The sequence below is a fragment of the Pseudomonas sp. SST3 genome (assembly GCF_003325755.1).
The window spans coordinates 148,128-169,794 of the sequence record NZ_QORI02000004.1 but is presented as its reverse complement, the minus strand read 5'-3'; the positions used below and the strand labels follow the sequence as shown (position 1 = coordinate 169,794).

The 21,667-nt window shown below is 61.9% G+C and carries 21 protein-coding genes; 8 read left to right on the top strand and 13 right to left on the bottom strand.

Annotation, left to right across the window (positions count from 1 at the left end; all coding sequences use genetic code 11):
* Nucleotides 1-71: 71 nt before the first annotated feature.
* The gene (locus tag DQ405_RS05880) at nt 72-593 is read right to left on the bottom strand and encodes a GspH/FimT family pseudopilin (RefSeq protein WP_168423331.1); all 522 of its coding nucleotides are present in this window, start codon (nt 591-593) and stop codon (nt 72-74) included.
* Nucleotides 594-707: 114 nt separating this feature from the next.
* Between DQ405_RS05880 and thiO the strand changes: the two genes are divergently transcribed.
* From thiO to speA, 3 genes are all read left to right on the top strand, one after another.
* Nucleotides 708-1,802 (top strand): glycine oxidase ThiO, encoded by a 1,095-nt coding sequence (gene thiO / locus DQ405_RS05875; RefSeq protein ID WP_168423330.1) that lies wholly within the window; start codon nt 708-710, stop codon nt 1,800-1,802.
* Between the two features lie 385 nt (nt 1,803-2,187).
* On the top strand, nt 2,188-2,559 hold the full coding sequence (locus DQ405_RS05870; RefSeq protein ID WP_168423432.1) for a translation initiation factor Sui1: 372 nt from the start codon (nt 2,188-2,190) through the stop codon (nt 2,557-2,559).
* A 112-nt stretch (nt 2,560-2,671) separates the two neighbouring features.
* Entirely contained in the window at nt 2,672-4,585 is a 1,914-nt protein-coding gene (gene speA / locus DQ405_RS05865) for an arginine decarboxylase (RefSeq protein ID WP_168423329.1), read from the top strand.
* 179 nt (nt 4,586-4,764) lie between these two features.
* Here speA and DQ405_RS05860 read toward each other — a convergent pair whose 3' ends face one another.
* Together DQ405_RS05860 and DQ405_RS05855 are read right to left on the bottom strand one after the other, a co-directional pair.
* Complete coding sequence (locus tag DQ405_RS05860) at nt 4,765-5,106, bottom strand: zinc ribbon domain-containing protein YjdM (RefSeq protein WP_168423328.1); 342 nt, start codon at nt 5,104-5,106, stop codon at nt 4,765-4,767.
* Nucleotides 5,107-5,340: 234 nt separating this feature from the next.
* Nucleotides 5,341-5,823, bottom strand: coding sequence for an acyl-CoA thioesterase (locus DQ405_RS05855; RefSeq protein ID WP_168423327.1), 483 nt, complete (start codon nt 5,821-5,823; stop codon nt 5,341-5,343).
* 359 nt (nt 5,824-6,182) lie between these two features.
* Between DQ405_RS05855 and DQ405_RS05850 the strand changes: the two genes are divergently transcribed.
* Nucleotides 6,183-6,827, top strand: coding sequence for a c-type cytochrome (locus DQ405_RS05850; protein WP_168423326.1), 645 nt, complete (start codon nt 6,183-6,185; stop codon nt 6,825-6,827).
* Between the two features lie 181 nt (nt 6,828-7,008).
* On the opposite strand, the gene cynS is transcribed toward DQ405_RS05850, so the two are convergent.
* Nucleotides 7,009-7,461 carry a cyanase gene (gene cynS / locus DQ405_RS05845; protein ID WP_168423325.1) on the bottom strand — a complete coding sequence of 151 codons (453 nt, stop codon included), beginning with the start codon at nt 7,459-7,461 and terminating at the stop codon, nt 7,009-7,011.
* A 227-nt stretch (nt 7,462-7,688) separates the two neighbouring features.
* The gene (locus tag DQ405_RS05840) at nt 7,689-8,450 is read right to left on the bottom strand and encodes a phytanoyl-CoA dioxygenase family protein (protein WP_168423324.1); all 762 of its coding nucleotides are present in this window, start codon (nt 8,448-8,450) and stop codon (nt 7,689-7,691) included.
* A gap of 303 nt (nt 8,451-8,753) precedes the next feature.
* On the opposite strand from DQ405_RS05840, the gene DQ405_RS05835 reads away from it, so the two are divergent.
* Nucleotides 8,754-9,284 carry a cytochrome b gene (locus DQ405_RS05835; RefSeq protein ID WP_168423323.1) on the top strand — a complete coding sequence of 177 codons (531 nt, stop codon included), beginning with the start codon at nt 8,754-8,756 and terminating at the stop codon, nt 9,282-9,284.
* 61 nt (nt 9,285-9,345) lie between these two features.
* On the opposite strand, the gene DQ405_RS05830 is transcribed toward DQ405_RS05835, so the two are convergent.
* From DQ405_RS05830 to DQ405_RS05820, 3 genes are all read right to left on the bottom strand, one after another.
* Nucleotides 9,346-12,999: an AAA family ATPase gene (locus DQ405_RS05830; protein WP_168423322.1), complete on the bottom strand. Its 3,654-nt coding sequence runs from the start codon at nt 12,997-12,999 to the stop codon at nt 9,346-9,348.
* Nucleotides 12,996-14,231 (bottom strand): exonuclease SbcCD subunit D C-terminal domain-containing protein, encoded by a 1,236-nt coding sequence (locus DQ405_RS05825; RefSeq protein WP_168423321.1) that lies wholly within the window; start codon nt 14,229-14,231, stop codon nt 12,996-12,998. The genes DQ405_RS05830 and DQ405_RS05825 overlap by 4 nt, the downstream gene beginning before the upstream one ends.
* 826 nt (nt 14,232-15,057) lie before the next feature.
* Nucleotides 15,058-15,927, bottom strand: a complete 870-nt coding sequence (locus tag DQ405_RS05820) for a helix-turn-helix transcriptional regulator (RefSeq protein WP_168423320.1) — start codon at nt 15,925-15,927, stop codon at nt 15,058-15,060.
* Between the two features lie 331 nt (nt 15,928-16,258).
* Between DQ405_RS05820 and DQ405_RS05815 the strand changes: the two genes are divergently transcribed.
* Nucleotides 16,259-16,474, top strand: coding sequence for a hypothetical protein (locus tag DQ405_RS05815; RefSeq protein WP_168423319.1), 216 nt, complete (start codon nt 16,259-16,261; stop codon nt 16,472-16,474).
* Nucleotides 16,475-16,504: 30 nt separating this feature from the next.
* Here DQ405_RS05815 and DQ405_RS05810 read toward each other — a convergent pair whose 3' ends face one another.
* From DQ405_RS05810 to DQ405_RS05795, 4 genes are read right to left on the bottom strand one after another with little or no spacing between them, the layout of a single operon-like run.
* The gene (locus tag DQ405_RS05810) at nt 16,505-17,833 is read right to left on the bottom strand and encodes a sensor histidine kinase (protein WP_168423318.1); all 1,329 of its coding nucleotides are present in this window, start codon (nt 17,831-17,833) and stop codon (nt 16,505-16,507) included.
* A complete protein-coding gene (locus DQ405_RS05805) occupies nt 17,830-18,495 on the bottom strand; it encodes a response regulator transcription factor (protein ID WP_168423317.1) in 666 nt (221 codons plus the stop codon). The genes DQ405_RS05810 and DQ405_RS05805 overlap by 4 nt, the downstream gene beginning before the upstream one ends.
* Nucleotides 18,495-18,800 carry a PepSY domain-containing protein gene (locus DQ405_RS05800; protein WP_168423316.1) on the bottom strand — a complete coding sequence of 102 codons (306 nt, stop codon included), beginning with the start codon at nt 18,798-18,800 and terminating at the stop codon, nt 18,495-18,497. The genes DQ405_RS05805 and DQ405_RS05800 overlap by 1 nt, the downstream gene beginning before the upstream one ends.
* On the bottom strand, nt 18,800-19,108 hold the full coding sequence (locus tag DQ405_RS05795; protein ID WP_168423315.1) for a PepSY domain-containing protein: 309 nt from the start codon (nt 19,106-19,108) through the stop codon (nt 18,800-18,802). The genes DQ405_RS05800 and DQ405_RS05795 overlap by 1 nt, the downstream gene beginning before the upstream one ends.
* Before the next feature lie 160 nt (nt 19,109-19,268).
* Between DQ405_RS05795 and DQ405_RS05790 the strand changes: the two genes are divergently transcribed.
* Both DQ405_RS05790 and DQ405_RS05785 read left to right on the top strand, forming a co-directional pair.
* Complete coding sequence (locus DQ405_RS05790) at nt 19,269-19,631, top strand: copper-binding protein (protein ID WP_168423314.1); 363 nt, start codon at nt 19,269-19,271, stop codon at nt 19,629-19,631.
* Nucleotides 19,632-19,745: 114 nt separating this feature from the next.
* Entirely contained in the window at nt 19,746-20,012 is a 267-nt protein-coding gene (locus DQ405_RS05785) for a PepSY domain-containing protein (protein ID WP_168423313.1), read from the top strand.
* A gap of 13 nt (nt 20,013-20,025) precedes the next feature.
* Here DQ405_RS05785 and DQ405_RS05780 read toward each other — a convergent pair whose 3' ends face one another.
* The gene (locus DQ405_RS05780; protein WP_206678897.1) at nt 20,026-21,666 is read right to left on the bottom strand and encodes a GMC family oxidoreductase; all 1,641 of its coding nucleotides are present in this window, start codon (nt 21,664-21,666) and stop codon (nt 20,026-20,028) included.
* Nucleotide 21,667: the final 1 nt, after the last annotated feature.

Sequence of the window (21,667 nt, the reverse complement as noted above, 5' to 3'; positions counted from 1 at the left end):
TCATCCCAGCTTAACGTTGGGCTACGAACGCTAAGGGGATATTCGGTCGCTTTCAGGGGGTATACGGTTCGTTAGCTACAGGCGCTGTTGTCCTTTGGTGATCGAGTTCGCAAACGCCCTGTGATGTTGATCGCAAGTTGTTGTATGGCTTCGCTACCGCTGCAAAGGGTGTAGGTACCGTTCAGGCTATCGGTCGTACCGTTAGCCTTGAACGACATGAATGCCTTGCTACGAAAGTTGCGCCAATTCCAGCGATAGCGATCCGGTAGCGCCACGATGCGATGGATTTGCTCGCCTGCATCGAATTGCCCGTTTCGGTTCGGGTCGCTGAATATGAAGATGGTCTTCTCCCAGTTGGCTGAAGACTCGCAGCTATCGATGCCGGAACAAAGGCTGACAAGCTCGCGGCGATTGATAGCCAGGCCGCGGGCGTGACTAAGTGCAGTGAGCAGATCGTGGATTGTGGTTGTTTGCTGATTGCGCTCGATTAACGAACTGAAGCTTGGCGCGGCGATGCCTAGCAGGATGCCGAGTGCTGCAATTGTGACGAGTAGTTCGATGAGCGTGAATGCTCTTGAACAGGTGCGGTTCATGGTGCGCTTCCCTTTGCACGTATGATTCGGTCTTCCAGACCGCCCTCCTTTTAACGTCGTGTGAGTCAAAGTCAAGGTATGGATGTTAATTCTGCTGACCGTTTGGAGATAAGCGTGGTTGAGGTATCAATAGTTGTGGGCGGCGGAGTAATTGGCCTGCTTTCCGCCTATTTGCTGGCGAATGCGGGGCGGAATGTGGTCCTGCTCGAATCAGGTGAAACGGGCACCGAAGCCTCCTGGGCCGGTGGCGGAATCGTTTCGCCGTTGTACCCGTGGCGTTACAGTCCGGCGGTTACGGCATTGGCGCATTGGTCGCAGGATTTCTATCCGCGGTTGGGGGAGCGCTTGCGAGAGCAGACCGATATTGATCCGGAGGTTTACGAGACGGGACTCTACTGGCTGGATCTGGATGATGAAGACGAGGCGCTGACCTGGGCCGAGCGTGAAGGTCGACCGTTGCACCGAGTGGGGATCGAAGAGGTGCATGCCGCTGTGCCGCCCCTCGGTGAAGGTTTTTCCCGCGCGGTATTTATGCCGGGGGTGGCCAACGTGCGCAACCCTCGTTTGCTGCAGGCGTTGCGTGCAGCGTTGATCAAGCTGCCTAACGTCCGGATCATCGAGCATTGCCCCGTAGCCGGCTTCGTTCGTGATGGGTGGCGGGTTGTCGGTGTGCAGACGGCAAAGGGCGAGATGCGGGCCGAGCGGGTTGTCGTCGCCGCGGGCGCCTGGAGCGGTAACTTGCTGGCCACGCTCGGAGTCGAACTGCCGGTGAAGCCCATGAAGGGCCAAATGATTCTCTTCAAGTGCGCCGAAGATTTCCTGCCGAGCATGGTGCTGGCCAAGCGGCGATATGCGATCCCACGGCGTGATGGCCATGTTCTCGTGGGCAGTACGCTGGAAGATGTCGGTTTCGACAAGACGCCTACCGAGGATGCATTCGAAAGCCTCAGAGCGACGGCGATCAAACTGCTGCCGGCTCTGGCTGACGCCGAAGTGATCAAACACTGGGCAGGACTGCGGCCCGCATCGCCTGAGGGCATTCCATATATCGGCCCGGTACCCGGCCATGATGGGCTCTGGCTCAATTGCGGGCATTTCCGCAACGGTCTGGTGCTCGCGCCTGCCTCATGCCAGCTACTGGCCGATCTGATGACCGGCAACGCGCCCTGCATCGACCCTGAACCGTACGCGCCTGCCGGACGGCTCTGAGCCAAATCGAAGGGGGTGGCCGGCCTTGCCCGTCCTGAACGCAGCGCTCCTATGTCGATGAGTTCGCGTGTTCGCCGGTCGGAACGCCCACCCGGATGGTGTGCAGGCCTTGCTTTGTAGAAGGCGCTTTCGGCGAAGCGTTCCGCTTCTACCGGGTCCAGCGCAGCGCCTGAAGGGTGGATGAGTTGGCGATCGCCGTAGATCGCAGCCGAAGGGATCCTGCGTGTGTGCTGCTCGCTCGGGGTTCGTCTCGGGGCGGAGCTTTGCTAGAAGCCTGCAGCAATGACGTGTGCACCGCTTCGGGTGCGCGGATTTTGCTGTTAAATTGCGCAGCTTTAACGCGCTGGATTTTGCCCGCGCCGATTTCTTCGCTCAAGAGGTTCGTGTGGCCAAGAAAACCACTTCCTTTTCAGGCCTTGGCGGGCTGGTGTTCTCCACGGATGCGGGACGGCACTGCCCCGATTGCAGCCAGCCACTGGATGGCTGTGTTTGCAAACAGTCGGCTATTGCGGAAGGCGACGGCATCGCTCGGGTCCGTCGGGAGAGCAAGGGGCGCGGTGGCAAGACTGTGACGACCATAACCGGCGTACCGCTGGCCGAAGCTGAGCTCAAGGAGCTTGCCAGCGGGCTCAAGCGTCGTTGTGGCACCGGCGGCGCGCTCAAGGACGGCATTATCGAGATTCAGGGCGATCATGTTCAGCTGCTGCTCGACGAGCTGATCAAGCGTGGATTCAAGGCGAAAAAATCTGGCGGTTGAGCCCGTTACGTATCTGATCTGCGCTTTCTTGCGTACCGGCTGTCCAATCGAGATAGCCTTCTGCCGTGTTCTACGCTCGGCAGACCTCTACCCAATTTTTCAGGAGGCTTGAATGCCTGTTCGACGCACACGTAAAGACGACGGCAGCCAATGGACCGCAGCGGACAGCCGGAGCGTTTACGGCATTCGCCACTGGGGCGCCGGTTATTTTTCGATCAATGACGATGGCCATGTCGAAGTGCGTCCCCAAGGGCCCGCTGGCGAGTCAGTCGAATTCACCGGGCTGATCGAGCAATTGCGCGACGCCGGGCTCACTTTGCCTCTGCTGGTGCGGTTCCCGGGCATCCTGCAGGACCGGGTGCGTCGGCTGACCGGCGCCTTCGACGCTAACATTGAGCGCCTCGAATACCAGAGCCAGTACACCGCCCTGTACCCGATCAAGGTCAATCAGCAGGAAGCGGTGGTGGAGAACATCATCGCTACGCAGAACGTCGCCATCGGCCTGGAGGCCGGCTCCAAGCCGGAGCTGATGGCGGTGCTGGCATTGGCGCCGAAGGGCGGCACCATTGTCTGCAACGGCTACAAGGACCGCGAATTCATTCGCCTGGCGCTGATGGGGCAGAAGCTCGGCCACAATGTCTTCATCGTCATCGAGAAAATGTCCGAAGTGGGGCTGGTGATCGAAGAGGCGGCAGAGCTGAAGATTGTTCCGCAGGTCGGGTTGAGGGTGCGGTTGTCCTCGCTGGCGTCGAGCAAGTGGGCCGACACTGGCGGAGAGAAGTCCAAGTTCGGCCTGTCCGCAGCCCAGCTCCTTACCGTTATCGATCGCTTCCGCGCGGCCGGGGTCGACCAGGGCGTGCGCTTGCTGCACTTTCACATGGGCTCGCAGATTGCCAACCTCGCCGACTACCGCGAAGGCTTTCGCGAAGCCATCCGTTACTACGCCGAGCTGCGCGCGCTCGGGTTGCCAGTCGATCACATCGACGTGGGTGGCGGACTTGGGGTCGACTACGACGGCACGCACTCGCGCAACGCCAGCTCGATCAACTACGACATCGACGAATACGCCGGCACCGTGGTTGGCATGCTCAAGGAGTTCTGTGATCGGCAGGAGCTGCCTCACCCGCATATTTTCTCCGAGAGCGGTCGGGCCATGACCGCACATCATGCGGTACTGGTGATGCAGGTCACCGATTTCGAGCGTCACAATGACGAGGCACCGACGATCGAAAATTATGACGAGCTGCCCGAAATCGTCCAGGCCCTGGCCGATCTGCTCGGGCCGACCGATCCGGAGATGGTCACTGAGACGTACTGGCGGGCGACCCATTACATGAGCGAGGCCGCCGCGCAGTACGCGTCGGGCAAGCTATCCCTGGCGCAGAAGGCGCTGGCCGAACAAAGTTACTTCGCTATCTGCCGTCGGCTGTACAACCAGCTCAAGGCGCGCCAGCGCTCGCACCGCGCCGTGCTCGACGAGCTCAACGATAAGCTGGCGGACAAGTACATCTGCAATTTCTCTGTCTTCCAGAGCCTTCCGGACACCTGGGCGATCGACCAGATCCTGCCGATCGTGCCCTTGCAGCGGCTGACCGAAGAGCCGGTGCGCCGCGCCGTGCTGCAGGATCTGACCTGCGACTCCGATGGCAAGATCAAACACTACGTCGACGAGCAGAGCATTGAAAACAGCATGCCGGTGCACGAAATCCAGGCGGGCGAGGAATATTTCCTGGGCGTGTTCCTGGTTGGTGCCTACCAGGAGATCCTTGGCGACATGCACAACCTGTTCGGCGATACCGACTCGGTGAACGTCTATCAGCGCGAGGATGGCAGCTTCTATCATGCTGGCATCGAGACCCACGACACCATTGAGGACATGTTGCGTTACGTACACCTGTCGCCGGAGGAGCTGATGACCTATTACCGCGACAAGGTGTCCAGTGCCCGGCTCAGCGCCAAGGAGCGTACTCAGTATATCGACGCGCTGCGTCTGGGCCTGACGCGGTCTTCGTATCTGACACCTTGAGGGTGGGCTAGAAGGTGATGTTCGTCCGCACGCTCAGTATGCGGACGAACGGTCCCGCTTTTTGTAGGAACCAGCTTGCTGGCGATGCTTTTTATGGCCAATTCGCGAGCAAGCTTGCTCCTACAAGACAGCAACGATCTCGCGGCTATCGCGACTACGCTGAACCAGGCGATTCGCAATTAAGCCTTTCTAACAAATTCCGACTTCAGCTTCATCGCGCCGATCCCATCGATCTTGCAGTCGATGTCATGATCGCCATCGACCAGGCGGATGCTCTTGACCTTCGTGCCGACTTTCACCACCAGCGAAGAGCCTTTGACCTTCAGGTCTTTGATCACGGTGATCGTGTCGCCGTCCTGCAAGGTGTTGCCGACCGAATCCTTGATGATCTTTTCGTCATCCCCGGAGGCTTCGGCCGCGTTGGCGGACCACTCGTGGGCGCACTCCGGGCAGACCAGCATCTGGCCGTCCTCGTAGGTGTATTCGGAGTTGCATTGGGGGCAGTGCGGCAGAGCGCTCACGGCAGATCCTCGGTTGTGGGAGAAAAACCGCGGATTGTATAGGGTTTTATTCGATCGGTACGAACGCGGCGAGCAGGCGCACATATGGCTAGACTTGCGGAGGCTGATAGCTACCGCCGTTTCATATGCGCGGCCCTGCAACCTGAATGGCCGTCACTGCTGATTCATGCGGGCATCGAAACCAGATGCCCGAGGAATCGTCATGAAGGCAGGCGCCGCTGAATGAGGCAGGGATCAGTAGTCGTCCTTGATGGCCCGATAGCGTTCTTCCAGTTCGCGGCGGATCTGCCGGCGATGCTGGGCCTGGGCGAAGCGTCGCTTCTGGTCGGGCGTCTGGGGTTTTAGTACGGGCACCGTCGCCGGGCGACCATCTTCGCCGACTGCCACCATGGTAAAAAAGCAGCTGTTGGTATGGCGCACGGTCTTCTGGCGGATGTCCTCGGTGACAACTTTGATGCCGATTTCCATCGAGGTGTTGCCGGTGTAGTTGACCGAGGCGAGGAATGTCACCAGCTCGCCCACGTGGATCGGCTGGCGGAAGTTCACCTGATCGACCGACAGAGTGACGACGTATTGCCCGGCGTAACGGCTGGCGCAGGCATAGGCGACTTCGTCGAGGTACTTCAGCAGCGTGCCGCCATGTACGTTGCCGGAAAAGTTGGCCTTGTCCGGAGTCATCAGTACGGTCATGGTCAGTTCGGCGTGTCCATCTAGCATTGTGCGCGGCTCGTGCTGGCAAAAAGGGCCGCTACTTTAGTCGAATACGAAGCGGCTGTGTTGCGCCTGTCATGCCTTGCCTTCAGTTTTTTTTCACAGGGTCAATGTGGCAATAGCGCGCAGCTTTCTCTGTTTCAGTCTAGCCCGCTGATGCGTTGTGCGCGTTCAGGCTGCGCACAACCAGGCCGCGCCGGCCATTCGAAAGTGTGTGATAGAAAAATTGCGTACGGACTCGCGGTCCTGTCCGGCCTGGCATTGCCGTGTGAGTCTTTATTGACCTGTGCCAGTGTCACTGCAGTTTTTGTCCTTATAGTCCCGGCTGCTCGAGCGCTTCAATCTCAACTACAGCCGGACACGCCATGCGCCTATTTTTCCCTATTCTGCTCAGTTGCCTTGTGCCATTCGCTCTCGCCAGCGAAGAGGCAATGGAACGCTTCAGCTATCTGATGGGTGATGCCGAGCGGCGCGAGCAAGCCTATGTAGCCGGTCAGGAGCGCGCATTGTTCTGTGGTTACTGTCACGGCGAGGACGGCAATAGCAAGCGTTCGCATATCCCCAATCTGGCTTCGCAGAATCCGATCTACCTATTCCATTCCTTCGAGAAGTTCGCCCAGGGCGAGCGCACCGACTTCGTGATGTCGAAGCTGGCCAAGAACCTGACGCTCGAAGACCGCGTCAACATTGCTGTCTACTTCAGTCAGCAGCAGGTCCGGCCCGCTGCGACCGCCGGCGATGCGGCGTTGATCAAGCAAGGCGCGGCGCTGTTCCAGCGGACCTGTTCCGCCTGCCATGGTGACCGTGCGCAAGGCATGGAAACCATGCCGCGTCTGGCGGGGCAGCCGGACGAATACATTCGCAAGGCGCTTACCCGCTTTCGCAACAACGACCCGAGCCGGGCCGGTGCGGTGATGGTCGGTATCGCCGCGAGGCTATCCGATGCCGACATCGAGTCACTGGCCGCCTATCTGACGCAGCTGCAACTGAGTGAGCAGCCCGCGTTATAGGCCAATGCGCCGTTGCCTGGTACGGGCGCGTCGATTTCGCCTCAGGTTCTCGCTGACAACAGGCAACATCGACGACCGCGCCGTTATTGATCAAGACGCCGAACAGGTCCACGCCCAGCAGCGAATTTCTTCCAAGGAACAGGGTCGAGAGTCTGGCGCACGGGAAGTCCGTATCCGCTGATCAGTAACTCTTGTAAGGCAGGAATTTGCCGGACAAGACCACGTTGACCCGATCACCTTTCGGATCCGGCTGGCGCTGGATGTCCATGGAGAAATCGATGGCGCTCATGATGCCGTCGCCGAACTCTTCGTGGATCAACTCTTTGATGGTGCTGCCGTAGACGTTGTCCATCTCATACCAGCGGTAAATCAGCGGGTCGGCGGTGGGCACCGACGTCGGCAGTGACCCTTTATAGGGCACGATCTGCAGCCAGGCGATCGCTTCATCCGGCAGTTCAAATAGCTTGCCGAGGGTTTCCGCTTGGGCCTTGTCGAAGGCCATTTGACCGAGACAGCCAGCGGTGGTCCACTCCTTGGACATGCCAATGGATTCGGCTATCTGCGTCCATTTCAGGTTCTTGCGCACCTTGGCGGAGACGATCATCTGGGTCACTTGGCTACGGCAGGAAATCATAGCGGGATCCTCTTCGATTTGAGTGGGCGAGCCGTGTGGTACGGCTGGTTGCTCACTTCGATGCAGAGGATGTGCCAGTCGACCTAACGAAGAGCTGCTGGCCGGGTTGTCGGTGCCTACCGCTTCGCTCGACCCCGCCCAGGTTAGTAGGCGGGAGGGGGGCGAAGCGGTTTTACGAGGGCTGAGCGGCGAGCCCACCGAGCGGGAGCCAGCCGGGCGATTACTGCTCAGTCGTATTCCGACGCCTCATGTTCACCGAGCAGACGGCGCTGTCTTGGCGTGGCGGCTTCAACGACCTCCGGGTTGAAACGCCACTGCAGATAGGGCGAAAACTTCTGCGCCACCATGCGCCGGCCGTAGTGCACCTGCAGCAAATAGCGGCTGCGGTCGGCCGTGCGATTACGGCTGCCGGCGTGCCAGAGGTCACTGCGAAACAGCAGCACGTCACCTGCTTCGCAGAGCACCGGCTGGGGTTCGCGGTCCTGCCAATGGGTCTCACCTGGGCGTGGTTTGCGGCCGGCCCGGTGGCTGCCGGGGATTACCAGGGTCGGGCAGAGGTCGGCATCGATCCGGTCGAGATAGATATGCGCCGTGCAGACCTGCATCGGCACGTTAAAGCCTGGTTCAGCCAGCCAGTGCTCCGGCAGTTGCATGGCCAGATAATCGGCATGCAGTTCGCCGCCGACAAATCCCGGATGGCTGCGCCAGGCGGTCTGGCCAATGACGTGGCAATCGTCGCCGAGGCAGGCTTCGGCAAGCTCGATGACGCCCGGCAGGTCAAGGTAGGGCAGCCAGAACGGATCACGGTTGAACACGCACTTGTAATGATCGTCGACCAGCCCTTGATAATCCCAATGGATCGGCTCGAGACGATCGATGGCGGCGCGTACGGCTTCGACCTGCCGAGGGGCCAATACGCCGTGCAGCAACACGAAGCCTTGCTCGTGCATGGCGCGCAATTGTTCGGCTATGTGGCGGGTTCGGGGCATGGCGACAGACTCAAGATGCTTTGGTTGTCGACAGCTGGCTGAAAGCTAGGGTTCGTATGCTACCGCCGCTTGCGACGATCCGTCGTTGCAACAGGCGCACGGCCACAAGCGGTGAGCTCGTTTCATCCTTTCTCGTGCGGAATCTGGCGGCGCCGCCACAAGCGTCGTCTGCCGGTTTCGCTTTATTTCGCGCGACGATGAGATGCCGGCGTTACCTCGTGAAGCCGCTCTGGCTTGGGTGTCGGCGCCATATGCGCGAGAATTGCGGCGCTTTTATAACGCGCCTGCCCACGAGAGGTCTGGATGACAACTGCACGCTTTACCCCGATACAGATCGGGTTCCATTGGCTCAGCGCCCTGCTGGTGCTGATCATCGTTGCCTTGCCTTACGGTGCCGACCTGTTCGCACCTTTGCTGGGTGGTAAGGGTGGCGTGTTCACCCTGCACAAATCCCTGGGTGTCCTGGTACTGGTGCTTACCCTGTTGCGCCTGGTCTATCGCGGCCGCCATGTTCCGCCGCAACAGCTGGCGCATGAACAATCCCTGTCGCAACAGCTCGCCGCCAAGGTCGGGCACGGGCTGCTCTACCTGCTGCTGTTGTTGATGCCGATCTCCGGGCTGCTGTTCGGCAGTAAGCCGGTCAACCTGTTCTGGTGGGTGGAAATCGGGCCGCTGCCGTTCTCCTCCGGTGTTCGCGGCGTGGCGAAGGATCTTCATATTGCCGGCCAGTACCTGCTATTTGCGCTGATCCTCGGCCATGCCGGTATTGCTCTCTGGCATCACTACGTGCGTCGCGATGACGTGCTCAAGGGCATGTTGCCGCTGGTGCGCTGACGCCGCCACGCAACCGCCCCCCGCAGTTAATTAAAGCGGCCCACGCCCTGTTGAGGGCCGCTCAGGCGGTCCCGCCAGTGATCCGCAGTCCGCTCTGACCGTTGCCCTGTCGCTGCACTTGGATCTGCACCGGGATGCGCTCGTGCATCTCCGCCACGTGTGAAATCACCGCGACCTTGCGCCCCTGGGCCTGCAGCGAATCCAGCGCGTCCATGGCTATTTGCAGAGACTCCGGGTCCAGACTCCCGAAGCCTTCGTCGATGAACAGCGACTCGATCTTCAGCTTGCTCGACGCCATCGAGGCCAGGCCCAGCGCCAGAGCCAGCGAGACGAGAAAGGTCTCGCCGCCCGACAGCGAATGCACCGAGCGCAGTTCGTCGCCCATTTCCGTATCCATCACCAACAACCCCAGCGGGCTACCGCCACGCTTGAGCCGGTAACGCCTGGCCAACTGGCGCAGCTGCACATTGGCGTGCTGCACCAGCAGGTCGAGGTTGTAGGCCTGAGCGATCTTGCGGAAGGCGCCGCCGTCGCTCGAACCGATCAGCGCGGCAATGCGCCCCCAGCGCTGGCTTTCGGTGGTGGCTTCGGCGATCTGCCCCAGCAGCGTCTGGCTCTGGTTGCGGCGACGGTCATCGTCGAGCAACGCCGCGCGGGTTTCGGCGCTGCGTTGTTCGGCTAGTTCGCAACCGGACAACTGCTGCCGATAGAGGTGTTCGAGGGTTTCGCCATCGGGGGCATCGGGTTGCCCGGCCTGATGCATAGCGAGTCGCTGCGTACAGCCGTCCAGCCGTTCGCGGCTGCGGGCGAGCTGTTCGGTGTTGGCGCGCAGGCGTTCGCGCGCTTCGGTGAGCAAGGCGTCGTCCAGTTGCAGCAGTTGCGCCAGGCTCGCATCGTCCAGATCGGGATGCGCGGCGCGCCAGGCGGCGAGCTCTTCTCCAAGCGCTTTGCGTTCGTCTAGCAGCTCGTCGCGTCGTTGGCTGCAGCTCTGTTGTTCACTGGCGAGTCGAGTCCGTTCGACGCGCGCCTCGTTCAGTTGTCGGTCGGTGTCGGCTTGTTGCTGGCGAGCGGTCAGGATGGCCTTTTCCAGGTGCTGCTGCCAGATCTGGGTGCTGGGCTGCTCGCCGAGGCGTTCGCGCAGGCTCTGGCGGCAGGCCCGTTCGCGGGCTTCGAGGTCGGCGAGGCGAGCGGCGCATGCCTTGTATTGGTCGAGACGATGCTGTTGCTGCAATTGCTCGCGTTCCAGGGCGGTCTGGCGCTGCTGTTGCTCCTCGGCGACCTCGGTCTGCTGGTCGACCTGCTGACGCCGCGCCGCGACCTGGCTGTCTAGCTGCATGAAGGTCTCGGCAGGCGCCTCGCGCCAACGGGCGAGCAGGGCGGCGGGCAGCAGATTGGCGAATTCGGCCAGCTCTTCGTCCAGCCGTTCTTCGTCACGGGCGATGGCGTCGCGCTGGCCGGTGAGCCTCTGTGTCGCCTGTACGCAGGTGTCGCGTGCGCGCTGCCAGGCGCTCTGCAGGGTTTCGCTGCGTTGCTGCAACGCCAGCAGTTCACGCTGACGGGCGCTGGCCGCGGTGATGTCTGTTCTGAGCGTGGCGAGTCGCGTATCGAGCCAGCGTTGACGCTCCGTTTCCGCCTCGCTCAGCAGTTCGGCATAGAGTGGTAGAGCTACCAGTTGCGATTCCAACTTCGCCCGTTCATCGGCGATTTCCGCGTGTCGCTGCCCGTTCTGTTTGATACCTGTCGTCAACGCGATGTGCTGGTCACGCAGCGTTTGGAGTTTTTCATCGTGGGTTTTCAGGTGTTGCTGGGCCAGTTCGAGTTCGCGTTCGTCACCCTGATCGAAGGCGGCGAGCAGCGCTTTGCCGTCATGCCAGGGATGCTCGAGGCTGCCGCAGACGCTACACGGTTCGCCTGTAACCAGCGCCGCGCGCAAGGCTTCGACATTGGCGCTGCGGGCCAGGCGTTGGCGATCCAGCAGTGCCTGCACCACCTTGAGCGCCTTTTCCGCATCGTCGCGTTCGCTGCGAGCGAGCTTGCCGGCGTGGGTCAGGGCGTCGAGTTCGGATTGCTGGCGGCTTTGCTCGTCGAGTAACGCCTGTTGCTGACTGACCAGTTGCTGCTGGCGGGACCAGATCCCATGCAGGTTTTCGCCTTCACGCAGGGCTTCGCGCCAGGCATCAAGCCGAGTGTTGAGCTGGGCGAGCTGCTCGGCCAGGCCCGTTTCACCGCCAATGCCTGCCTGCAGCTCATCGAGCGCCTGGCGTGCCTGCACCTGTGCGGTTTCGGCAGTCTTGGCAGCCGTTTCCAGAGCCGGGAGCTCTTGACGGCCTTGTTGCAGACGAGCCGCAATCTGCACGGCTTGTTGCAGGCGCGGTCGGTAGCCATTCCAGGCCGCGCACAACGGCTGCAGCTCGGCGCTGCGGGCAAGCCCTTCGGTCAGGGCCGCCAGTTGCGTGGCGGCCTGGTCCTGCTGCTGGCGCAGCTGAGCGAGGGTCTGTTCACCGGCCTTGGTCGCGGCTTCGGCCTGGTCGGCTTGCCGGCGTGCATCATCCAGATCATTGCCTAGATGGCTTAAGTGTTCTTCTTCGCGGCGCGCCTGGGCGAGCTGGGGTTCGGCGGCCTTGAGCGCCTGTTCGGCGGCTTTCAGTGCCCCGGTCGAGGCGTGGCAGAGCTGCTCCAGCTCGTCGAGCCGGCGCTGCACCACGCTGTGCTCGCGTTGATGACGCGCCAGGTTTTCCTCGACCTTCGTCAGCTGCGGCGCCAGTTCGCTCTCGCGGATGAAGCGGTGTCGTTGCGGTGCCAGCAGCTCGAACAGCCCGAGAATACGGCGGGCGTCGGCCAGGTCTTCAAACTCCGTTTCAGCCTCGGTCAGCTGCTGCCTGGCGTTGTCGCGTTCGCTTTGCAAGCGTGTGAGATCCTGCAACCACTGGCGTTGTTGCTTGAGCGTTTCGAGCTGTTGCTGCAGCGTTTTGAGCTCGGCCAGTTGCGCCTGGTGCTGGGCTTCGAGTGTATGGCGCGCTTCGGGCTCCAGCGGCTGCACGCCGCTGGCTTGTTGTTGCAGGGCGGTCAGTGCTTCGCGGGCGCGCTTGGCGGCTTCGAAGGCGGCCTGGCCGAGGCGGCTGTAGAGACCGGTGTCGGTGAGTTTTTCCAGCAGCGTGCCGCGGTCGTTGTCGTCGGCCTTGAGAAAAGCCGAGAACTCGCTTTGTGCCAGCAGCACGGCGCGGGTGAACTGCGGCAGGGTCAGGCCGAGCTTGGCTTCGAGCAATTCCTTGAACTCGCGTTTCTTGCCGCTGGCCAGCAACTGGTCGCGATCCAGGTCGAGCAGGCTCTGGCTGCTCGCCTGCAAGCGGCCGTCAACCTTCTCTCGGGCGCGCTTGACCTCCCAGCGGGCGCGGTAGCGATGGCCGTCCACGCCGACGAAATTCACTTCCGCGTAGCCGCTACCGCAACCGCGACGCAGCAGGTTGCGCTCGTCGCCGCTGCCGATTTCATCGCTGCCGTCAGGCACCTTGCTCAGCAGTGAGGCGCCATCTAGACGTGGCGTGCTGCCGAAAAGCGCCAGGCACAAGGCATCGAGAATGGTGCTCTTGCCGGCACCGGTTGGCCCGGTGATGGCGAACAGGCCGGCGCTGGCCAGGGGTTCAGCGGTGAAGTCGATAACCTGCTCGCCGGCCAGCGAGGCGAGGTTTTTCAGGCGAATGGCCAGGATCTTCATCGGGCGTCTCCTTCGCCAGTGAACTCGACGCCTTGCAGCAGGCTGGCGAAATCGTCCAGCGCCTGCTCATCCGGTGGGTTGCCGAACTGCTCTTCCCAGGCGCGGGCAAAGAGTTCTTGCGGGGTGATCTGGTCGAGGCCGAGCAGCACCTCGGACTCAGCCTCACCGCGCTTGCCGGCGTATTCGCTGGCAATGCGTACCAGGCGACAGGCCTTGCCATCGAGGGCCGTTTCGATGCGCTGGCGCAGGTCCGGCAGCGGTTCGTCGAGCTGTACGCGCACCTCCAGCCAGGGCGGGTTCTCGGCAAACAGGCCCACCGGCGGCAGGGCTTCGAGCTGGCTGATCACCTCGGCCAGGGGCGCACGACCGATGCGGATCATTTCGACGGCGCGCGGCACGGGCAGACTTTCGATGTTGCCCAGCTGGTCGCCGTCAACGCTCACCAGCAGCACCTGATGGGGATAGTTGATCTCCCCAAACGACAGCGGCAGCGGCGAGCCGCTGTAGCGGATGCGTTCCTGCCCGGCGACCTTCTGCGGCTTGTGCAGGTGGCCGAGGGCGACGTAGGCGATGGGCTCGGGAAACAGGCTGGCCGGCAGCGCCTCGGCGTTGCCGATGACGATGTTGCGCTCCGAATCTTCGGAGACCGCGCCGCCCGCCATGTGTGCGTGGCTCATGGCGATCAGCGCCTGGCCGGGCTGGCGCAAGGCTTCTGCCGCTGCGATCAGGTGCTGGTGGACGTAACGGATGCCGGCCATGTAGTCCTCGCCCGCCTCGCCGCCGGTGACTTCCGTCGGGCGCAGGAAGGGCAGGGCGAGGCACCATCCTGCTACCTGGCCCTTGGCGTCATGCAGCGGTACCAGCAGCCGGCCATGATCGAGCTGGTGGTCCGCCAGCCAACTGATGCGGCCGATGGCGTGGGCGTTGAGGCGCTTCATCAACGGTCCAGGCAGCTCGATGCGCCCGCCGGAATCGTGATTGCCGGCGATCATTACGATATCCAGTTGCGGCAGCTTTTCGTGGGCGCTGACGATGAAGTCGTAGAGGCGTTCCTGGGCTTTGAGCGGCGGGTTGACCGTGTCGAAGATATCGCCGGCGATCAGCAGGGCGTCCGGCTGGTGGACGGTCAGCTGGCCGAGCAGCCATGCGAGGAACTGCGCGTGTTCGTAATCGCGGTCCTGGCCGTGGAGGGTCTGGCCGAGGTGCCAGTCGGAGGTGTGGATCAGGCGCATGGGCGGGGGCTTTTTTGAGTGGGGTGGCGTGGTGTTACGCGTTCGTTGGCTAGGCTGGGAGATCGCGATTCGTGCGGTGGGTTCATCGCTCTTTGTAGGAGCGAGCTTGCTCGCGAAGCTGTGGCGGCACGGCCATATTTGTATGGCGCCGCGCTTTCCTCGGCTGGGCCTACAGGTTTCGCCTTGCACGGCGAGTCACTTTTTCCAGACGCGGAAAAAGTAACCAAAAACGCTTGCCCCTGCATCCGGGTCTCGCTGCGCTCGACTTCCCTTATTCCATCGCTGCTCCGAGGGTCGCCGCGCAAGGGCCATCCATGGCCCTTCACGGCTTTCGCGGCATCCATGCCGCTCACCCCTCTACGCAGCGATTCCATTCGGCCGTCTGAAAGGGGCGGTTTGGTGTTGTCCGTTCGGTCGTGCAATTGATGGAAAAGCGGAACGTTGTTTTCCAATTCATTCGCCGACTTACAGGCGACTCGGATCCGAGCCCCCTTCAGGAGGCCGAGCGTAGGCGTTGCGTAGGGGGGCGCGAGGCATGGATGCCGAGCGAGGAGCGATGGGCCAGGGATGGCCCCTCGTGACGCGCCGTGCAAGGCGCAACCTGTGGGTTGGGCTGAGGAAAGCGCGGCGCCATATAAAAATGTACGTGCTGCCAGCACCATTTCGCGAGCAAGCTCGCTCCTACGAAAAGCGCCGGAGCGGGGGTGTAATTGGGCTGTGCGTTTTAGCGAGAAAAGCGCGGTGCACGTATTCGGCGCCGAGCTCCAGCCCGGATCGCCAGCAAGCTGGCTCCTACGAAAAGCGGCGTTGCGGCGTGGCGTAGTCATCAGTACAACCACGCCTTCAGCGCCTGAAGATTCCTCACCTGAATCTGCTGCGCCGCCGCATTCGCCTGCACGGTGTTCGGATCGATCTGATAGCGCTGCAGCACGTACTGCACCAGCGCTCCACGGGTCGCGATGCGCAGCGCACAATCATCCATTCCGTAGTCGACCTCGATGATTGCTTTCTGCTCCGGTGTCAGTCGCGTATCGGGCTCGATGATCACTTCAATCGGCGTATTCCATGCCTCGTCCTGCTCGATCCTATTCTCGCTCTCGTCCATCAGGTCCGGCTCGCCGCGGAAACGGCTGAGGACGAAATCACGGTAGCCGCGGTTCTTCTCGCAATAGGCACGTACATGCCAGCGGGTGCCGGTGAAGACCAGCGTATGCGGCGCCATCACGCGGATCTCCACCTCCGGGTGGGCGAGGGAGACGTACTCGGTTTCCAGCCGCAGCCCCTCGCGACAGGCGCGCAGAATCGGCCGCAGCACTTCCGGGCGGATGCTGCGGTCGGGCATGTGCAGTACTTCGGTGTGCGCATAGGCCAGCGCCAGCCCTTCTATATGCGGGGCGCGGTCACGGTTCTGATCGAGCAGGTGCAGGTAGGCGCTGGCGCTGCCATCGATGAACAGCGGTTCGAACTGTTTGCTCGGCTTGTAGCCCTTCAGATGACGGTCATATGTAAGGTTATTCGGCGCATGCTCGTTGAGATAGGTATTGATGTCCTTCGAGGCTTGCTGCCGGCTGATGCCGAAACTTTGCATCAGGTGGCCCGTGGTCAGGCGGCCTTCCCACCAGGCTATCGTCTCGATCAGCCGGTAGCGCAGCGCCAGATCCCAGCGGATCTGACTGATCGATTGCTTCCTTTTCATATTCGCCTCATCTGCCGGAAAACTTTACATGCGACTATCAGGTGGCTCGACGTGTCGCGCGAAGCTACATATATTCGGTACGTACTTCAAGCGAGCCGAGCAAGGATGACAACATGATGAGCCTGTTACTGAATGCGCTGCTTTTCTCTGCAACCGCTTTTGCCGGCATGGGCGTTCTGGCCTGGTTGGCCTACGGGCGAAGCGAGGGGAAGTGAGCCTGGACGGGTTTACCGTTACAGTTTTTTGTCGATAGGCGGTCATCCGATGAGTGGCTTGGAATCTCCAGGCTTATTGCTGGGTCTTTGTTTCAGACTCAGCGCTCGAGGCACTCATGAAAACCCTGTCCCGTCACCTTGCCGATAATTTTCCGGCTGATTACAAGACCCGCGTGGAGCCGCAGGACGACGGATACTTGGTCGTTCGCGTCGGCTATCCAATCAACGGCACCGAGGCCATTCGCATGGTGTCCGGCCGCCAGGTGCAGAATGGCCTGTTAGTGGAAACGATGCTCGAAGACATGCGCAAAGAGCTGGCGCGCACGCAATAACCCCGCGCCTTTAGCTTTTCCGTGATCTGACTATTCCGTCCTGCGCTTCTGCACTGGCAGGTCGATGCCTGCGCGTAATCCGCCCAGCGCACTTTGCTCCAACGTCAGCCGACCGTTCCAGGCAGCCAGAATATCCCGCACGATGCCAAGCCCCAGGCCGTGCCCTTCGGCACGCTCGTCGAGGCGTATGCCGCGCTCCAGAACCGCTTCGCGACGTTCGGTCGGTATGCCCGGTCCGTCATCTTCTACCTGTATGAGATAGCCGTCCGGCGACTGCGTGATCGTCAGCAGCACTTCAGACCGGGCGAATTTGCAGGCGTTATCCAGCAGATTGCCGAGCAGCTCGAGCATGTCTTCACGATCCCAGGGCAGGCGACAACCTTCATGCGCCTGCCAATGCAGATGAAGGTCGCGGCGGTGGATCATGTTCAGGGTTTCGAATAGCGGACCGAGCTCCTCGGCGCAGTCGAAATAACCGCCGGGCAATACGTCGCCAGCCAGGCGGGCGCGTCCCAGTTCGCGGGAGACGCGTTGCTGGATCTGTTCCAGCTGTTCACGAAGATTCGCCTGCAGTTGCGGATGAGCAGCCAGCTCTTCGTGGCGAACGAGGCTGGCGAGCACCGCCAGCGGCGTTTTCAGCGCATGACCCAGATTGCCCAGGGCGTGCCGCGAGCGCTTGAGCGTGTCGTCGGTATGCGCCAGCAAGTGGTTGATCTGCTCCACCAATGGTTGCAGTTCGACCGGCACCTGGATGTCCAGTTGCTGGCGCTGGCCCTGCTGCAACTGAGCGATCTGCTGACGGGCGCGCTCCAGTGGGCGCATGGCGAGCTTGACCGCATAGCGTTGCAACAGCAGAAACACCAGCAGTGCCAGACCGACCAGCGCCAGGCCGCCGAGGCGAACCTGAGCGAAGCTCTTGAGGATCGGTGTGTAATCGCGCGCCACGTTGATGACGATGGGTTGGCCGTCGCGGCGATATTCGGCGCGATAGCTCAGCAGCCGCTGATCCTGCGGGCCGTGCAGCAGCTCATCGGCCAGCCCATTATTGGTAGGCCAAGCCGGTTCGGCATCCCATAGCGAGCGCGACCGCCAGCTCTGCGCTGGCAGATCGATGCGGAAATAGTGGCCGGCAAACGGCCGCTGGTAGCGAGGGTTAAGCCGACTCGGGTCCAGCTTGAAACCGTCCGGGCCCTGCACCACGGCGATCAGCAACCCCTCGGTTTCCTCTCGCAGGTCGATGGCCAGGTTGCGCCGCAGGCCCGCTTCGAACAGCCACAGGCTGGTCTGCACCAATAGCAGGCCGACCAGCAGCAGGCCTGCAATCAGCCCGAAGCTGAGGCTGCGCTGAATGGATTTCAAGGCGCGCCGCCGAAGCGATAGCCCTGACCGCGCCGCGTTTCGATCAGCTCGCGACCGAGCTTGCCGCGCAGGCGGTTGACGTGGACTTCAATCACATTGGAATCACGTTCGGTTTCGCCGTCATAAAGATGTTCGGCCAATTGAGTCTTGGATAGCAGCTGACCGGGATGCAGCATGAAGTAGCGCAGCAGGCGGAATTCGCCGGCGGTCAGTTCGATGTCCTGGTCGTCCTTGCGGCAGCGTTGACGTGCTTCGTCCAGCGCCACCCCGCCAACCTGCAGCAGCGGCTGGTTGGCCACGCCATGGGCTCGGCGCAGCAGTGCCTGGATGCGCAGCAACAGTTCTTCAGGGTGGAAGGGCTTGGTCAGATAGTCGTCGGCACCGGCTTTCAGCCCTTCGATGCGCTCGGCCCAGGAATCGCGAGCCGTGAGAATCAGCACCGGCGTCGCCAGGCCACGGCCACGCCAATCGCGGAGCACCTCCAGCCCCGGCTTGCCAGGCAATCCGAGGTCGAGAACGATCAGATCGTAGGGCTCGCTGGTGCCCTGGTAATCGGCGTCGCGGCCATCGGCCAGCCAATCGGTGGCGTAACCCTGGCGGCCAAGGCTGGCGATCAGTTCATCGGCCAGCGGCACATTGTCTTCGACCAGTAACAGGCGCATCAGTCCTCTTCGTCCTTGAGCAGTCGACCGTCGCGCGCGTCCAGTTCCAGCTCGCGGGCGACGCCGTCTGCGGTCAGCAGTTCGATTTCGTAGACGTAGAGGCCATCTTCTTCTTCCAGTTCGGCTTCCAGCAGCCGAGCGCCGGGGTGGCGCTCCATTGCCTTCTGCAACAAGCTTTCCAGTGGCTGGATCAGCCCCTCGCGGCGCAGCCGCAGGGCTTCATCCTGGTCAAGATCGCGGCTCGCCACCGGGGTGGCGGCGAGCAGCAGAGCCAGCGGAATAATGAGAAGAGTGGCGGGGCGCATTAGTCGTCCTGATGGTCCTTGAGCACTTCGCCGGTCTTGGCGTCGAGCTCCATGTCCCATTGCACACCTTTGTCGTCGCGCAATTCAACCTGATAGATGTGGCGACCATATTCTTCTTCAAGTTCGGTTTCCTCGACCTTGGCACCGGGGTGCTTGGCCAGGGCCGCTTCGTTGAGCTTTTCGAAGGACTGGATGGTGCCGGCATCGCGCAGTTTGAGCGCTTCGTCCGGGCCGAGGTCCCGAGCCATGGCCAGGTTGGCACCGAGGGCGAGGGTAGCGGCAGTGATCAGGGTAGTCAGTGTTTTCATGGTTTCGTTTTCCTATGTGGGTTTCGACGTTGCACAGGTTACGAGCCGTGGCTTACACGAAACTGAACGTGACCGTGTCGTGAAACCGCACCCTGGGCAGCAATAGCAGCGGCTGCATTGTCCAATGCAGCGTACGTCCACCTGTTCCGGGAGGTCTGCCATGAAACCACTCCATTGCATCACGCTATCGGGCCTGCTCCTGCTCGCTCCAACCGTGCTGGCACAGGATCTACTCAAGCCTGCGGCGCCCTCTGATTCACCGGATATCGATGCCGGGCCCGCCACCGAAATGGTCTCCGAGCCGGTCATGCGCGCCAGCGGTACCATCGAGGCGCTGGATCGCGAGCGAGGCGTCGTGACCATCGCCCACGGACCCGTACCGGCGTTGAAATGGCCTGCGTCGACCATGGAGTTCCAGGCCCGGCGCGAGCAGCTCGAAGGTCTGGCGGTGGGTGATGAGGTCCGGATCGGCTTTCAGAGCGAAGGCGACGAAGCGGCCCTCGTTTCCATTGAAAAGCGCTGATACAGACCGCCGGACCCATTCCAGACCTATCGGTGAACCCCGGTCGGGCGTCGGGCTCGTATGTACAAGAGCGCATCGCAGCACATCCCGTTCGTGAAACAAGAGGATTTCGCCATGAATCAGAAACACCTGACCGCCGCCCTTGCCATCGCCGTTTTCGGAATCGCCAGCGGAGTCGCGCTGGCAGACAAGCCGGGTGCCGACTGGATTACCCTGGAGCAGGCGGTGGAAAAGGCCAAATCCGCTGGCTTCACCACGCTCCACTCCATAGACGCTGAGGGCGATTCCTGGGAAGGCGAGGGGATGAAGGCCGACGGCAAGGTCTGGGACTTCAAGCTGGACGGCAAAACCGGCGAAGTGACCCACGAGGAAGAGGACTGATCGCAGCGGTCCGCTACAGTTCGCCCCGGCGCGCCAGTTCACGGATGCGGTCGCCGGTGCGGCAGGCGATCGCCTGGATGGTCAGAGACGGATTGGCGCCGCCAATGGTGGGCAACACCGACCCGTCGCAGATCCAGAGATTACGGATATCCCAGCTGCGGCAGTCACCATCGACCACACTGCTGGCCGGATCGCTGCCCATCCGCGCGGTTCCGGCAAGATGGGCAGTACCCTCGGCTTCGGCCCAGATGTTTTTCGCATCGATTCCTTCGAGACCGCGGCGCGTGAAGTCCAGCGCATGCTCGATCAACCGCCAATCATTATCGCTATAGCTCCAGCTGACGCGGGCGATCGGCAGGCCGTACTGATCGGTTTCATCGGCCAGCGTGACCCGGTTGTGTGCTTGCGGCAGGGTTTCGCCAACGATTTTCAGACCCACCTGATGGTTGTAGTGCTGCATTTCGTCCACCAGCGCCTGTCCCCAGAGACCGTGGTTGCCGGTCTGGGACGCGGCCCAGGCGCCCGGTAGCGGACCTTGGCTCATGAATGCATAACCACCGAAGAAGTCCTTGCCGCGGTCTTCGTAATTCCAGTGCTCGCACACCGCCAGCGACGGCGGACCCTTGTACCAGCGAATCTCGTCTTCCAGCATGCCCCATACCGCTTGGTTGCTATGCACCATGAGGTTCTTGCCGACCAGCCCGGAACTGTTGGCGAGCCCGTTCGGGTATCGATCGTTGGCTGAATTGAGCAGCAGTCTGGGGGTTTCGATGGCATAGCCGGCGATCACGACATGCTTGGCGTGCTGGAACTGCCACCGGCCTTCCCGATGAAAGTGCAGGCCGGTAGCCAAGCCGTCCGGGCCCGTCTCGACGCGACCGACCATCGCCAAATCTCGTATTTCCGCGCCAGCCTTCACCGCGCGGGGTATCCAGGTGTTCAGCACGCTCTGCTTGGCGTTGGTGGAGCACCCCGTGACGCAGAAACCCCGGTAAACGCAGGGCGGTGCGTCGCCGCGCGGTGCGGAGAGTGTCGCCAAGGGGGTAGGCGACCAATCCACGCCGAGCGATTCGCAGGCCTGGGCCAGCGCCAACCCGGAAGCATTCACCTCATGTTGACGATAGGGGTAGCGGGGACGTTTCGGGCCCCAGGGGTAGCGAACCGGTCCGGCAATTTTCAGCGTCTGTTCGACCTCGGTGTAATAACGCCACATGTCCTGCCAGTCGATCGGCCAGTCGCAGCCATAGCCAAGCAGGCTACGCGCCTTGAACCATTCCGGGCGAAACCGCAACGAGACCATGGCGAAGTGCACCGTGCTGCCGCCTACTGCCATGCCGCTATTGTTGCTCCCGAGCTTGAGCGGGTTTGCCCCGTCGCACAGGCGTTCGTCCGTCCAGAAGAGTTTCTGCTGGTGTCCTTCATCCGAGGCAAATTCCTCAAGCGGTCTCCACCAGGCGCCTGCATCGAAGGCCACCACCGAAAACCCGGCTTCGGCGAGCTTGCAGGCAAGGGTGCCGCCACCCGCCCCGGTACCGACAATGGCGAAGTCCACTGGCTCATTCTGTGGGTACTCGCGCATGGGTATCCAGCGGCCGACCTTGAATACATCGGGGGCGCGCCCGTCGCGACCGCGGGGGGTTTGCAGTGCGTGCAAG

Coding starts and splice junctions, on each gene's coding strand:
- DQ405_RS05880 (WP_168423331.1), bottom strand. CDS start 593: ATGAACCGCACCTGTTCAAGAGCATTCACGCTCATCGAACTACTCGTC.
- speA (WP_168423329.1), top strand. CDS start 2,672: ATGCCTGTTCGACGCACACGTAAAGACGACGGCAGCCAATGGACCGCA.
- DQ405_RS05855 (WP_168423327.1), bottom strand. CDS start 5,823: ATGCTAGATGGACACGCCGAACTGACCATGACCGTACTGATGACTCCG.
- DQ405_RS05850 (WP_168423326.1), top strand. CDS start 6,183: ATGCGCCTATTTTTCCCTATTCTGCTCAGTTGCCTTGTGCCATTCGCT.
- cynS (WP_168423325.1), bottom strand. CDS start 7,461: ATGATTTCCTGCCGTAGCCAAGTGACCCAGATGATCGTCTCCGCCAAG.
- DQ405_RS05840 (WP_168423324.1), bottom strand. CDS start 8,450: ATGCCCCGAACCCGCCACATAGCCGAACAATTGCGCGCCATGCACGAG.
- DQ405_RS05835 (WP_168423323.1), top strand. CDS start 8,754: ATGACAACTGCACGCTTTACCCCGATACAGATCGGGTTCCATTGGCTC.
- DQ405_RS05830 (WP_168423322.1), bottom strand. CDS start 12,999: ATGAAGATCCTGGCCATTCGCCTGAAAAACCTCGCCTCGCTGGCCGGC.
- DQ405_RS05825 (WP_168423321.1), bottom strand. CDS start 14,231: ATGCGCCTGATCCACACCTCCGACTGGCACCTCGGCCAGACCCTCCAC.
- DQ405_RS05820 (WP_168423320.1), bottom strand. CDS start 15,927: ATGAAAAGGAAGCAATCGATCAGTCAGATCCGCTGGGATCTGGCGCTG.
- DQ405_RS05815 (WP_168423319.1), top strand. CDS start 16,259: ATGAAAACCCTGTCCCGTCACCTTGCCGATAATTTTCCGGCTGATTAC.
- DQ405_RS05805 (WP_168423317.1), bottom strand. CDS start 18,495: ATGCGCCTGTTACTGGTCGAAGACAATGTGCCGCTGGCCGATGAACTG.
- DQ405_RS05800 (WP_168423316.1), bottom strand. CDS start 18,800: ATGCGCCCCGCCACTCTTCTCATTATTCCGCTGGCTCTGCTGCTCGCC.
- DQ405_RS05795 (WP_168423315.1), bottom strand. CDS start 19,108: ATGAAAACACTGACTACCCTGATCACTGCCGCTACCCTCGCCCTCGGT.
- DQ405_RS05790 (WP_168423314.1), top strand. CDS start 19,269: ATGAAACCACTCCATTGCATCACGCTATCGGGCCTGCTCCTGCTCGCT.
- DQ405_RS05785 (WP_168423313.1), top strand. CDS start 19,746: ATGAATCAGAAACACCTGACCGCCGCCCTTGCCATCGCCGTTTTCGGA.